This window comes from Bacillus pfraonensis (genome assembly GCF_050768835.1).
Classification (GTDB): domain Bacteria; phylum Bacillota; class Bacilli; order Bacillales; family Bacillaceae_G; genus Bacillus_A; species Bacillus_A pfraonensis.
The window spans coordinates 138388-152484 of sequence record NZ_JAHCDO010000001.1 but is presented as its reverse complement, the minus strand read 5'-3'; the positions used below and the strand labels follow the sequence as shown (position 1 = coordinate 152484).

The 14097-nt window shown below is 34.1% G+C and carries 11 protein-coding genes and 1 pseudogene; 10 read left to right on the top strand and 2 right to left on the bottom strand.

Annotation, left to right across the window (positions count from 1 at the left end):
* Positions 1-3 precede the first annotated feature (3 nt).
* The 7 genes from KFD70_RS00750 (at position 4) to hcp (ending at position 9612) form a co-directional block, all read left to right on the top strand.
* A complete protein-coding gene (locus tag KFD70_RS00750; RefSeq protein ID WP_336452572.1) occupies positions 4-1515 on the top strand; it encodes an ABC transporter permease/substrate-binding protein in 1512 nt (503 codons plus the stop codon).
* A 217-nt stretch (positions 1516-1732) separates the two neighbouring features.
* Positions 1733-3160 (top strand): arginine-ornithine antiporter, encoded by a 1428-nt coding sequence (gene arcD / locus KFD70_RS00745; RefSeq protein ID WP_336452649.1) that lies wholly within the window; start codon positions 1733-1735, stop codon positions 3158-3160.
* 94 nt (positions 3161-3254) lie between these two features.
* The gene (locus KFD70_RS00740; RefSeq protein WP_336452571.1) at positions 3255-3515 is read left to right on the top strand and encodes a LemA domain protein; all 261 of its coding nucleotides are present in this window, start codon (positions 3255-3257) and stop codon (positions 3513-3515) included.
* Positions 3516-3624: 109 nt separating this feature from the next.
* Complete coding sequence (locus KFD70_RS00735; protein WP_336452570.1) at positions 3625-5436, top strand: DUF8727 domain-containing protein; 1812 nt, start codon at positions 3625-3627, stop codon at positions 5434-5436.
* Positions 5426-7276, top strand: coding sequence for a hypothetical protein (locus tag KFD70_RS00730; protein WP_336452569.1), 1851 nt, complete (start codon positions 5426-5428; stop codon positions 7274-7276). The genes KFD70_RS00735 and KFD70_RS00730 overlap by 11 nt, the downstream gene beginning before the upstream one ends.
* A gap of 348 nt (positions 7277-7624) precedes the next feature.
* On the top strand, positions 7625-8221 hold the full coding sequence (locus KFD70_RS00725) for a hypothetical protein (RefSeq protein ID WP_336452568.1): 597 nt from the start codon (positions 7625-7627) through the stop codon (positions 8219-8221).
* A gap of 104 nt (positions 8222-8325) precedes the next feature.
* Positions 8326-9612 (top strand): hydroxylamine reductase, encoded by a 1287-nt coding sequence (gene hcp, locus KFD70_RS00720; protein WP_336452567.1) that lies wholly within the window; start codon positions 8326-8328, stop codon positions 9610-9612.
* Positions 9613-9774: 162 nt separating this feature from the next.
* On the opposite strand, the gene KFD70_RS00715 is transcribed toward hcp, so the two are convergent.
* Positions 9775-10263 carry a chromosome segregation protein gene (locus tag KFD70_RS00715; RefSeq protein ID WP_336452566.1) on the bottom strand — a complete coding sequence of 163 codons (489 nt, stop codon included), beginning with the start codon at positions 10261-10263 and terminating at the stop codon, positions 9775-9777.
* A 385-nt stretch (positions 10264-10648) separates the two neighbouring features.
* Between KFD70_RS00715 and KFD70_RS00710 the strand changes: the two genes are divergently transcribed.
* Both KFD70_RS00710 and KFD70_RS00705 read left to right on the top strand, forming a co-directional pair.
* Complete coding sequence (locus tag KFD70_RS00710; RefSeq protein ID WP_336452648.1) at positions 10649-11983, top strand: hemolysin family protein; 1335 nt, start codon at positions 10649-10651, stop codon at positions 11981-11983.
* A gap of 100 nt (positions 11984-12083) precedes the next feature.
* A pseudogene (locus tag KFD70_RS00705) lies at positions 12084-12338 on the top strand (aldehyde dehydrogenase family protein); the annotation flags it as partial.
* Positions 12339-12395: 57 nt separating this feature from the next.
* Here the strand turns inward: KFD70_RS00705 and KFD70_RS00700 are convergent.
* On the bottom strand, positions 12396-12788 hold the full coding sequence (locus KFD70_RS00700; RefSeq protein WP_336452565.1) for a YueI family protein: 393 nt from the start codon (positions 12786-12788) through the stop codon (positions 12396-12398).
* Between the two features lie 173 nt (positions 12789-12961).
* Here KFD70_RS00700 and KFD70_RS00695 point away from each other — a divergent pair, with 173 nt between their 5' ends.
* Positions 12962-14095: a BA2291 family sporulation histidine kinase gene (locus tag KFD70_RS00695; RefSeq protein WP_336452564.1), complete on the top strand. Its 1134-nt coding sequence runs from the start codon at positions 12962-12964 to the stop codon at positions 14093-14095.
* Positions 14096-14097: the final 2 nt, after the last annotated feature.

The following is a 14097-nucleotide window of genomic DNA, read 5'->3' as shown; positions in this document are numbered from 1 at the left end:
ATCGTGTCCATATTATTACAAACGTTTCAAGAACGAAAATTAGAATTACTTCGTGCGCTAATTGAGCACTTACAAATTTCACTTATTTCTTTATTCTTTGCGGTGATGATTGCCGTCCCGCTTGGTATTTGGTTAACGAGAAGAGAGAGAATTGCTGAGTTTATTATAGGCACCTCTGCTATTATGCAAACAATTCCTTCATTGGCTTTACTAGGGCTTTTAATCCCGCTCGTTGGCATTGGAAAGGTTCCAGCAATTATTGCGCTAGTTGTATATGCGCTATTACCCATTTTACGAAATACATATACGGGCATTCGTAAGTTAGATGCATCTCTTATTGAAGCAGCAAGAGCGATGGGAATGAATAGCTTTAGAAGATTATGGAGAGTAGAACTGCCGCTGGCGTTGCCAATCATAATGGCTGGAATTCGTACAGCAATGGTTTTAATTGTCGGAACAGCTACATTAGCTGCTTTAATAGGAGCTGGAGGACTTGGAAAGCTTATTTTACTCGGTATAGATCGAAATGACCATGCTCTTATCGTGTTAGGAGCTGTACCAGCCGCATTGTTAGCTTTATTCTTTGATGGAGTACTTCGGATGTTTGAAAGCACTAGACATTCACCTAAGCGAATTATATTGGCAATATGTATCATCGCTGTAGTTATAGCGGCACCATTTCTTTGGAATACACAAAAGAAAGATATTGTGATTGCTGGAAAGCTTGGATCTGAACCAGAAATTTTAATTCAAATGTATAAGCAGCTAATCGAGCAAGATACTGATTTAGATGTAGAATTGAAACCAGGACTTGGAAAAACAGCGTTTGTTTTTGAAGCTTTAAAATCAGGAGAAATTGATATATATCCTGAATTTTCAGGGACTGCTTTATCTACTTTTGTAAAAGAAAATCCAAAAAGTACAAATCGTCAAGAAGTATATGAACAAGCACGCCAGGGGATGGAAAAGAAATATCATATGGTGATGCTAAAGCCGATGGAATATAATAATACATATGCACTTGCAATGCCAAAGAACGTTGCAGAGCAGTATAATGTGAAAACAATCTCAGATTTACGAAATATTGCAGCAAATGTAAAAGCTGGATTTACGTTAGAATTTGCAGATCGGGAAGATGGATATAAAGGGATGCAAAAATTGTATAATTTCCAGATTGCAAACGTAACGACAATGGAGCCGAAGTTACGATATGGTGCAATCGAATCAGGGGAGGTTACTGTTATTGATGCTTATTCTACTGACAGTGAACTTGAACAATATGGACTACAAGTACTAGAAGATGATAAAGGGTTATTCCCGCCTTACCAAGGAGCTCCTTTATTAAGAGAAGGAACACTTGATAAATATCCTGAACTTGAAAAAACATTAAATAAACTTGCTGGGAAAATATCAGATGAAGACATGAGAAAAATGAATTATGAAGTTAATGTAAATGGTAAAAGTGCAGAAAAAGTAGCGAGGGAATTTTTGGAAAAAGAGAGATTGATTCATTAATATTTACAAAAAATATACAAATTAATGACTGATAATTGACCGTTCATAATAAAATGAACGGTTTTTTTGTGCATACTTATACATTTTTTCAAAAAAGTATTCCCTTTTTGTTCATTTTCTTTTAGAATAAGTAATGTTTTCCTGAAAAAATATAATAGAAACGTCTATTAGAGAAAAGGTGACTTTAATAGTTGAACGGATAAACATAACACCTAGAATGACAGATGGGGTGGTACCGATAGAAAAGAAATTAGGATTTTTTCCATTAATCGCACTAGTAGTAGGAACAATGGTTGGCGGTGGTGTTTTTAGTTTACCGCATGATTTAGCAGTAGGCGCAAATAGTGGCGCAACGATAATTGGATGGTGTATTACAGCAATGGGAATGATTCCCCTTGCGCTTGTATACCAAACATTAGCAAGACAAAAGCCAGAGCTTGAAGGCGGAATTTATAGTTATGCACGCGCAGGATTTGGTGAATATGTCGGTTTTAACAGTGCATGGGGATACTGGCTTGCAGGAATTTTAGGAAACGTAGCTACGATCATGTTATTGTTTAGTACACTGGGATATTTTTTCCCTATTTTTAAGGGAGGAAACAACGTTGCATCCATCGTTGGTGCATCTCTTTTATTATGGACTCTTCACTTCCTTATTTTAATCGGAATTCGTGAAGCATCTATTATGAACTTTGTTGCAACAATTGGAAAATTAGTTCCGATTTTATTATTTATTGTAGTTATGGTTACAGCGTTTCGCTGGGATACATTTACACATGATTTTTGGGGAGAGGGAACCGTTTCTATTTCTTCTGTCCTTGGTCAAGTGAAGAATACGATGCTTGTTACACTTTGGGTATTTATTGGTGTGGAAGGAGCAGTCGTATTATCGGGTAGAGCAAAAAATAGTCGTGATGTTGGGAAAGCAACGGTTGTTGGATTAATTTTAGTTATGTCGATCTATATTTTAATCTCAGTCCTTTCAATGGGGGCTATGACAAGGCAAGAACTCTCTATGTTAGAAACGCCATCAATGGGACATGTATTAGAACATGTTGTGGGACCTTGGGGTGCATTTGCAATTAATATTGGATTGGTTGCTTCCCTTGTCGGGACATTAATTGGATGGTTCTTACTCGTTTCTGAAATTTCTCACGTGGCCGGGAAAGATGGTGTATTCCCGAAAGTTTTTACGAAGACAAATAAAAAACAGACGCCACATGTTGCATTATGGATTTCCAATGGTGTCGCACAAACGTTGTTTATAATCGTTTTATTCTCGGAATCAACGTATCAAATGATGTATTTTATCGCGTCTACATCTATTTTACTTCCGTATTTATTATCAGCACTTTATCAGTTGAAATTAGTCGTAACGAAGGAACTAAAACGTGCGAGACTAAAAAATGGAATACTCGCTTTAATTGCTTCATTATATTCTGTATGGTTGATTTATGCAGCAGGCTTAAAAAACTTATTACTTGTCTCAATCGTATATGGGATTGGACTTGTTGTTTATATGTTTGCTCGAAAGGAAAAAGGAAATCGCTGTTTTTCTGGCATGGAGAGATATGTTATGGGTGTAATTGTGATTGCAGCAGCAGTATCACTTTATATGCTTGTAACAGGTACTATAAAAATGTAAAAAGTCCTTCTGAAGGACTTTTTTTCTTTACATACAAGGAATTTTATTTTATTCACAGAATATCTAATATATAAGATGTTTAGGAGGGATGAGAATGAAAGAAAAAGAACAATTATTAAGAATTATGGAATTGGCAAGTGATTTGCGAAAAGTATTAGTGCAAGAATCGTTTTTTAATCATCATCCCGAATTACGTGGAGCAATTGAAAATTTGGCTGGTTCTGTGGAGACTTTAGCAAGTCTGCAGCATAATAAAGATGAAAATGCTGAGGATAAACTACGATATGTACTTGCTAAAATGAAAATTGCTAACAATGCGATTATGCAGGAGAAAAAGGCTTTTCCTTCTCATTAATATAAGTTTTACTTTTTGAACCTGACGTAGTACGTCAGGTTTTTTGTTTCTAGTTTTCTTTTATAGTTCATACAATAAGAACAGCATGAAAAAAAGAAGGTGATTCGTATTGAAGTTACATAAAGCTCTCCACTCCAGTTTTATAAAGCGGATGTATCACATGAGGTTTCTTGGGAAGTTTGTTGAAGGTGAGGAAGACAAAAAAGGTACTTTTTCTGTACAATGTCTTTCACAAATCCCTTCAATCTTGAAATCGCAATTTGAAGGCGAAACATATTTATTTGAAGGGCTATATGCAAACAAAAAAAATGAGAGAATCTTTGCGGACTTGAAGAAAAAAAAGTTAGAAAGACAATTGGTACTATTTCGCCTTTATTATGAAAGAGGGAACTTGTACGTTGAATTAATATGTACAGAACAACGAGAAATCGCGGATGGATATAAGATCATTCCGTCGCCCAGATTAGTAGGATATAAAAAAAGAGAATCTTTAGAACGAAAACTAGGTAATGGATATTTATCTTTCCTTATTCCTAAATTTCCACAAGATTTCGAAGTGCCTGAACTATTATGGTATGAGGGGAGATTATATGGAAATTTATCATTAAAAGCATCCATTAGTTCAATTGCATATTGCGAACAAAAAAAGGAATGTAAATATATCGAGGTTGATAATTGGAACAAGTATATAGAAGTGAAAGCGGATGATCATTTGTATTTTGTACGAGAAAATATGTATGATCAGCTTTTAAAGAAAATCACAGAAGAAGGAAAAAGAGTGGAAGTAGTAGACATAAAAATGCAAAAAGAAGAACCAGAATGGAATGAACGTGAATCTACATTTATACAATATGTACAGGATGTAATCAATAATAAAGGATTGTATTTAGATGCAACGGATATTTTTAATTTTCATATTAGCGTAAAAACAAATCTGTTAACAATTCTTGCTGGTATCCCAGGAATCGGAAAATCAAGCTTTGTGCAGGCGTATGCCGAAGCATTAGGATTAACGTATGGAGAAGAATTATTATGGATTCCAATTTCTCCATCTTATCAAGAACCACACGATATACTAGGCTATCTGCATCCAAATGGAACATATATCGAGAGTGAAACGAAGTTAGTTCGAACATTATTAAAAGCATATGAAAATCCAAATCAACTTTATATGATTGTATTTGATGAAATGAATATGTCACATATTGAACATTGGTTTACACCATTCTTATCTATTCTTCAATTAGAAAAGAAAAATCGTATCCTTTCTTTATATGAGGAAGGAAATGAGATCGAAAATATAGTTCCATCAAAAATCGAAATTGGTGAAAATATTATTTTTATCGGAACTGTGAATTTTGATGAAACAACGAAAGAATTATCGGATCGCTTATTAGATCGAGCAAACCTCATTACACTTCAAAAAATTCCATTCTGTGAAATCAATATGCAGCAAAATCAAGGGATACAAATCCCGCCACTGCAAGTTACAACAGGAGAATTTCGTATGAATTGGTTACGAAATAAAGAGATAATTGATGTGTTTTCTGAAGAGGAATTAGAACTACTAGACAAATTACATGGCTTAATATCATCACATGACGCATCGAAAGGTGTTTCTTTTCGATGTGCTGCTGCGATTGCAACTTATTTGCAAAATATCCCCCAAAAAGATAATCAATCTTATATGATTAGCCGAGAAGAAGGCTTTGATTTGCAAGTAAAACAACGTGTTTTAACAAAATTACGTGGTACGGAAATGACAATTGGTCCACTTCTTCGTGAAGATGAAAAGAAAGGTCTATCGCTGGTAGCATTATTACAATCGCCACTTGCGAATTGTGTCTCGGCATTTGAACATTCTCTAGCTTATATAAGACAAAAACGGCGTGAATTGGAGTTGTATGGGTATGCCAAATGAGGAGGAACATGCGACGGAAATTGTAGACACAAAAGATAAGCTCCCGTTTGTATTAAAATTAATTATTGGAACGGAAGGGAAGGGAGACTTTGTATTTTTGAATCGTCTTTGTAAACGCACAACAACAATAGCGCATTGTGTTTATAAAGTGCAAGAATTAAAAGCATTACGCTTGATGTTACATTGCCAAAAGCCGGTTCGTGTCACTTTTATATGGAATAAAGTGTATGAAGGGCAAAAAGACAAGAAAGAATGGCAATATGAATTGCATGAAAAAAAACAAAAAGTATTATTATATGAACATGGAAAAACAGATTTTTTTTATCCCTGGCGCTGCGGTTTGTATCATTTTGAGGTGCAAGTGGAAGAAGACGTATATTATGGAGCGTTTCAAATTGTCCCTAAAAATTTTGTTGATGATCAATTCGAAACGATTCAAAATTATGTGAAGTCCATTTTGAATGAAATTATGCTAGACCGCGGTTATTATAAAAAGACATTCTCAACACTAATTGATATTGAAGACTCTTCTTATTTAATACTACTTCGAATGCTGCCACAAAAAATGAAAAAAATAAAACAGCTTTATAAAAAAGTTGAAGAGAGCACTAGGTATATAGATAGGTATGAGTGGGAAATAAGGGAACGAAAAGCGACGATGAAAAGTGTGATAATGAGCGAGAAAAAGCCTTATGCTAAGCATTATAACCGTAGATTTATAGAACAAATAAATAGTTTGGAGAATGCTTTTCTGAAATTTACAACGAAACAGTTTTATCAATATTTGCTTGAAGCGCAGACATTCTTACAAAAGACAATTGAAATATTAGAACGAGCAACGCATACAAAAAAAGAGGAATATCAATCTGTGAAAACAATTATGAAAACCATTGAAAGAAACGGATCTGTAACAGACAGGGAGAAGCAAAAATATCGGAATATTCATTTGCTGAAAGAGGCAGACTTACGGAAAGCGTCCGTGAAAATACAAGAGTATAAAATTTTAAATCATATTGTACATCAAGCTGTACTGTACTTTCAAAATTTGTTGAATTCTCCATTCTGGAGAGGCGTTTCTGAAAAAACAAATATAACTATGCATGCTTTACCTGTTACACACAGGCAACTATTATATCATTTAGAGTTTCTACCACGTTATAATCAACAATCTCCAGCTTTATTATTTGTTTATAAACCCACGTTTTTAGTGTATGAGTATTATGCATTTTTCATCATTATTTCTCTATTGCAACAGTTAGCATTTAAAGATGAAATTCCACTGCGTGAACAAATTCAAACCTATTTTTATTTGGATGGTTTGCAAGACGGCACAACAATTGTTTTAAATCGTGAAAACATCCAAATCCATGTAGCGTTTAATGATCTTATTGAAACGCATCCGCTTATTGCACTTAGTAAAGGTAGTCATTTTTATAATGGAGAAGATACGAAAAAGCCAGACATTCGTCTAGATTGTTATGTGAAGCAAGGAGAACGTTATGAGTACCAATCGTCTATTATTATTGAAGTGAAATATAGTCCGATGTTTAATATTTTTCAGCCTGTAGGTAATACAAAAGCAACAGAGCAAATGTACAAATATTGGTCCATTAAATATGTGGAAGAACAAGATGGAAAACGTATTTTTCATCGAAGGGCAATCCATGAAGTGATTTGCGTATACCCAGGCAGTCATATGCATGGGAAGAAAATAGAAGCTGGTTGCGGAGTCTTTTTGCAATTATATCCATATAAAACGAAGCAAGGAGAAGAGAAATTAGCTGGAAAACACGGCCTTGTGCAAATTTTTGAGAAGTGGTTAAAAAATATTGGAACATAAAAAGAAATCCTCCTCTGTGGAAAGGGTTTCTTTTTGTGTAGGTAAATTAAATTTTGCAGTAAGGAAAATGATAGTATTTTTGAATTGGTGTACTTTATATGAATAGTTAGACATACACTTTATGAGTAAAGACAGTCTAGTGTTTCATACAATTTTGATGAATGTAAAGTATTTTTAAGTATTGTAAAAATTTCACATGAATCTAAAACTTGAATAGGAGATTGCTTTGTTTTATAGAATATATTAATTTAGTAAATATTTTTAGTTGCATGCGGAGATTTGTTCTTATATGATATATGATGAAAGCGTTATCAAAATGTAGAACGGTGATGGGAAAGGCGGGAAAATATGTTCCAGCGTGTTCAAACAAAGGAAGAACATTTTTGGTTCGAGCAACTGTGGGGAGATTTTTGTGAAGAGAGAGAGTTAATGTTTGTAGAACGTAATTTAAATCCATCACGATTTTTATTAATAGAAGGTGGGCATGCTATCGGTACAGTAGAGTGTATTCGATATACGACACCTGAACATTCTAATTCTGAGTTTTTCTATCCGTTTTCTGAAAATGAATTGGTGAAAGGGTTAAAAAATGTTTATGAAATAGGAAAGTTAAGTATTGTGAAAACGTCGCGCGGGAGAGGACATTTCAAAAGGTTAACAGCTATTTTATTTATACACGCTTTAGAAACGAAAGCTGAGTGGTATATTGCTGTTGTTACAAAAAGAATGTATATGTATTTACTTACACTTGGTTTTCCAATTGAGCCAATCGATGATCCGTTTCCTTTTCATGATACATTGCAAGGGGTACCTGTTCGGATTCATGCTCGGAAAGGATTAACGCATTTGTATTCTTTAAAAGAATTTCGAGATGTTATTCAAGGGAATGCTCATGCCCAAGCATTAATAAAAGAAAACAGTAAAAATATTATGTTAACAAGGTGAAGTGTCACAAATTCTTATAAATTATTGTGATTGATATCACATCCTTTTCTCTTCATGTATATTACGCTTTAGTTGTAATGATTGATTAGGAAAGGGTGGGGGATATGTTTTGCTATCAATGTGAACAAACGCCAACAGGTGGATGTAAAATAATCGGTGTTTGCGGGAAAAATGAAACAATTGCAAGTTTACAAGATACGATTGTATTTGGATTAAAAGGAATTGCTGCTTATCGTACTCACGCTGCGCAGCTAGGGCATACAGATCCATTTGTAGATGCTACAACTCATGAAGCGTTATATATGACATTAACGAATTCTAACTTTAATGAACAAGAACATATTGATATGGCTATGAAAGTTGGAAAATCAGCTTTAAGAGTGATGGAGTTGTTAGATGAGGCACATACGAATCATTTTGGTGTTCCAGAACCTGTTCAAATTACACAAAATCGAGTAGAAGGTAAGGCAATTGTTGTTACGGGTCATAATTTATTTGCATTAGAGGAATTATTAAAGCAAACAGAAGGAAAAGGAATTAATATTTATACGCATTCAGAAATGCTACCAGCACATGGATATCCACAGTTGAAAAAATATAAACATTTAAAAGGAAACATTGGTAAAGCATGGTATGACCAGCGACGTCTCTTTGAAAAATTTACCGGCGCAATATTAGCTACAACGAACTGTGTTATGCCAATTAAAGGATCGTACTCTGATCGCTTCTTTTCATATGATATTGCCGGACTTGAAGGTGTACAGAAAATTGAAAATGATAATTTTGCACCATTGATTAAAAAAGCATTAGAGCTTCCTGCAGTACATATGGAGTCGGATGAACAGCTCGTAACAGGTTTTCATCACAATACAGTATTATCATTAGCACCAGAAATCATCCAGGCGGTAAGAGAAGGGAAAATTAAGCGCTTTTTTGTCATCGCAGGTTGTGATGCTCCAGGTAAAGGCGGCGAGTATTATCGTGAATTAGCAACGTCACTTCCACAAGAAACGGTTATATTAACAACTTCGTGCGGGAAATTCCGTTTTAATGATGTGGATTATGGTGTGGTACCAGGTACGGAAATCCCACGTTACATTGATCTAGGGCAATGTAATAATTCTATCTCTACAATAAAAATAGCAGCGGCTTTAGCTGATGCTTTTCAATGTGAAGTGAATGAATTACCAGTTAGTATTGTTTTATCTTGGTTTGAACAAAAAGCGGTGGCAATTTTACTTGGACTATTTAGTCTTGGAATTCAAGATATTCGTATCGGTCCAAAGGCACCTGAATTTATTTCACCTGGTGTGCTTAATGTATTACAAGAAACATTTGGTTTAAAACTTATTACAACTGCAGCAGAAGATATGGACATGATGTTATCGTAACAAAAAGGATGTCTTAATGAGACATCCTTTTTGTTATACAGTAAAACTTCCATTAGCGGAAGTTTTTTCGTTTGTCACCTCAATCGGATTACATAAAAAAGCGCATGATATGTGACTAGGGGGGAGTCAATTATCATGCGCGAATCAACGTTTAAAAAAGAACTAAAATCCAAATATACTGAAAATCATTTTGCGACGTTTCGGTTTTTCTTTTCGTTCATAAGTTGGTGCGATATCAGTTTTGATATCAGGTGTGATGTAAAGTGGTTCTTTTTTTTCAAGAGCAGCCTCTAATTTTTGAATTCTATTCATCATTTCTTCCATTTCTCTGCGATGTTGTAGCAATTGATAATTGACGACGTCATCCGCTTTATCTTGCATTTTTTCTTCTATATGATTTAAACGGTGTGTAATGGTATTTAATTGTGTAACAAATTTTTCGAAATCAATTGATGATTCTGTAGCTAGTGGTGAAGTTTGTTCGATTTGAGAACGATGATATTCTAACATTTTATCTAAGTCGTCTTGAGTGAAAATGAAATGACCGTATTTGTTTTTTTCTATATTGAGATTCAATTGTTGTGCAATCCGAACCACTGCCTTTGGGCTAACACCTAACTTCTTCGCAATAACGGGTGTTTTATATTCCAAGGTAAATCCCTCCTATATATATCCTGTTGAATGATTTCGATGTAGGAAGTCTCTTCCCTGCATGGATGACAAAAGAAGTGAGGAATCGGCAAAGAAAGTGTTTTTTCACGAGAATTAGTTTTGTAGCATATAAATATTTCAAAAAAGAGAGAAAAATGTCTATTTTTTGTAATGATTCCTGTTTGACGGAAAGAAGATAATTAGATTATCATAAATATAATTATCTTTTTTATGTGTGCATATAGTATATAAAAAGGTGATAGCGAATGTAGAAACTTGTAAGATGATAAGAAGAGTTTTTTCGTTTGAATAAATTTAGTAGGAGGTGGCTTCCTTGCTTACAGGGTAAGTAAGGAAAACGTATTTGGACATATATAGTATAAGTATGGTGATTGTTTTGATTGCCTTAACTGCATTTTTCGTTGCAGCTGAATTTGCAATTGTGAAAGTAAGAAGTTCGCGCATCGATTCTTTGATTGCAGAAGGAAATAAACGTGCAGCTTCCGTGAAAACAGTCATTACAAACTTAGACGAGTATTTATCTGCTTGTCAATTGGGGATTACAGCTACAGCTCTTGGACTTGGGTGGTTAGGAAAACCAGCGATAAAGCATATGTTTGACTCGCTTTTTGCAAGATGGGAAGTGCCTCCCCAGGTTGCTGATATTTTAGCTGTGACTCTCGTGTTTATGTTCATTACTTTTTTCCATGTTGTTGTGGGAGAATTGGCACCTAAAACATTGGCAATTCAAAAAGCAGAACAAGTGAGTTTACTGGTTGCGAAACCGCTTATTCTCTTTTATCGAATTACTTTTCCGTTTATATGGCTTTTAAATGGCTCAGCCCGATATGTAGCCAGAATATTTGGTTTAGAAACTGAAAAAGAACACGAAGAAGTCCATTCGGAAGAAGAATTACGCTTGTTAATGTCAGAAAGTTATAAAAACGGTGAGATTAATCAATCTGAATTTAAATATGTAAATAAAATCTTTGAATTTGACGATCGTATTGCAAAAGAAATTATGGTACCACGGACAGAAATGCATATTTTAGATAAAGGTACGTCTGTTAAAGAAGCGTTGCAAAAAATGTCCGATGAGAAATATACAAGGTATCCAGTTGTAGATGGAGATAAAGACCATGTGATTGGTTTTGTAAACTTTAAAGATATTTTCACAGATTTTGTGAAACATGGTGTTTTTAGTAAAGAAAAGGTAGAGCAGTATACGCGCCCTATTATACTTGTCATTGAATCGATTGCAATTCATGATTTATTTTTAAAAATGCAACGAGAGCGCACACATATTGCTATATTAATTGATGAATATGGTGGAACATCGGGTCTTGTAACGGTCGAAGATATATTAGAAGAAATTGTTGGTGATATTCAAGACGAATTTGATATAGATGAAAAACCAGAAATTCAACATATTAGTGAAACGAAAACAATTTTAGAAGGAAAAGTGCTTGTTAGTGAAGTGAACGCATTATTAGGTTTATCGATTGATGATGATGACATTGATACAATTGGTGGATGGATTTTAACGAAGCATCTAGAAATTGTAGAAGGTGACATTGTTGAAATTGAAGATTATAATTTTTGTGTGAAAGAGTTGGATGGTCACTATATCAAACAGATAGAAGTGACAAAACGAGCAGTTCCCATTTTAATTTCAGAAACCGAAAACCGAGTAGCATTACAAGAACAAATAAGCTCGTAAACTCTGCATATAGCAGAGTTTTTTTAATAGGTGTAAAATGTTTTTGTATGAAAGGAGGCATACTACAATAAAAACAAGTCAGCCCTTTAACTAGGTGAAGTTTGAAGAAGCATTAGAAATGGTAAATAACTCACGGTATAGCTTGCGGGCTGGAGTATTTACAAATGATTTAACGAAAGCAATACGTGCAATTGATGAGCTAGAAGTAGGAGGCGTCATGATTAATGACATTTCAACATTCCAAGCGGATCATATGCCGTATGGTGGAGTAAAAAAGAGCGGGACAGGTCGTGAAGGAATTAAATATGCGATTGAAGAAACGCCAGGGATGAAACGAATCTGTATTAAAAAATAAATATAAATAAAAGGTACATTTGCTATTTAGGCAAGTGTACCTTTTATTCATAGGGGATTATTTCATCTCTTGTTTAAAAATAGCATCTTCAACATAGATTTGTTCTTTATCTACCGCTGTACTATGCGCAAGAACTAAACCGATTGGTGTATGTGTACCTTTATTTTGAACGATTGTAAAAGGTACATTTTTTTCATTTGCCAATTTAATGTATTTTGATAAATGTGGGTAAGCGATGCTGCCGTTTACATATAGTTGTAATAATTGAGAAGAGCGCATACTATTAGCTACTTCTGTGTAAACATTGCTTTGCATCACTTGACCGATTGTTAAAGCGACTTCTACACGCTCACGCAATGTGCTTAAGTACATATTGCGTTCTTCTGGTTTGTTTTGCTTTTGGCCATGAATGCCTTCTTGGAGATAATCTTCCACATTTTTATTTACCATATTTTTCACACCTTTCATATCTTATTGTACGCAAGAAATGAAAAGGATGCAAAAAAGTCTTAATATCATATTTAAATTAACTTTATCAACAGAAATTAACAAAATGTGACAACAATCTCTTAACGAAACTTATTTTTTGTGTTAATATTCAAAATATATAGGGTATACGTCGCATGGAAATGGAGGGAATGGGGGTTTTTCCAATCGATAAGGATATTAAAGAAGTATTTTGTTCGCACTTGAAAAACAATAGGCACCAATTCGTAGAGAACTGGAAAAACAAAATGATAATTTCCGAGAAAGATCCATTTAAGCAAGAAGTAGTCCGAAATGGAGAGGATTTATTAGAGTTAATTATTGAACTTATTATGGAAGATAAGGATATAGCTCAGCTACAGCCGTTATGTGAAAAAATTGCAATTGAGCGTGCAGGGGCAGATGCTAATATTGGAGATTTCGTCTATAACGCGAATGTAGGAAGAAATGAACTATTTGAAGCAATGTGCGAATTAGATGTCAGGGCTCGGGAATTAAAACCAATTATGACAAAAATACATACTTGTTTTGACAAACTAATTTATTATACGGTTTTAAAATACTCGGAAATTATATCGAGAAATTTAGAGGAAAAACAGCAATATATAAATGAAACGCATAAAGAAAGATTGACGATTTTAGGACAAATGTCAGCTAGTTTTGTTCACGAGTTTCGAAATCCATTAACCTCAATTATGGGGTTTGTGAAATTATTGAAATTAGATCATCCCAATTTATCATATTTAGATATCATTTCACATGAATTGGATCAATTAAACTTTCGTATTTCGCAATTTTTACTTGTTTCAAAGAAAGAAATGTGGAATGAATCTGAACAATTTTGGCTAAATGATTTGTTTCATGATATTATTCATTTCTTATATCCTAGTCTAGTTAATTCAAATGTTTCAATTGAAAAAAACTTACCGTACCCTATTCCATTTGTAGGATACCGTAGTGAAGTAAGGCAAGTTTTCTTAAATATTTTAATGAACTCAATCGATGCTCTCGAAGTGATAAAAGAAGATCGTAAAATTATCATCGATGCATGTGAAGATGAAGAGAGGATTCATATTGTTATTAAAAATAATGGGCCAATGATTCCAGTAGAAAGTATTGAAACGATTTTTGAACCATTTGTCACGACAAAGAAATTAGGAACGGGTATCGGTTTGTTTGTATGTAAACAAATTGTTGAAAAGCATAATGGATCGATTATGTGTCGCTCTAATTCAGAATGGACAGAATTTCATATTTCATTTCAAAAATAAAG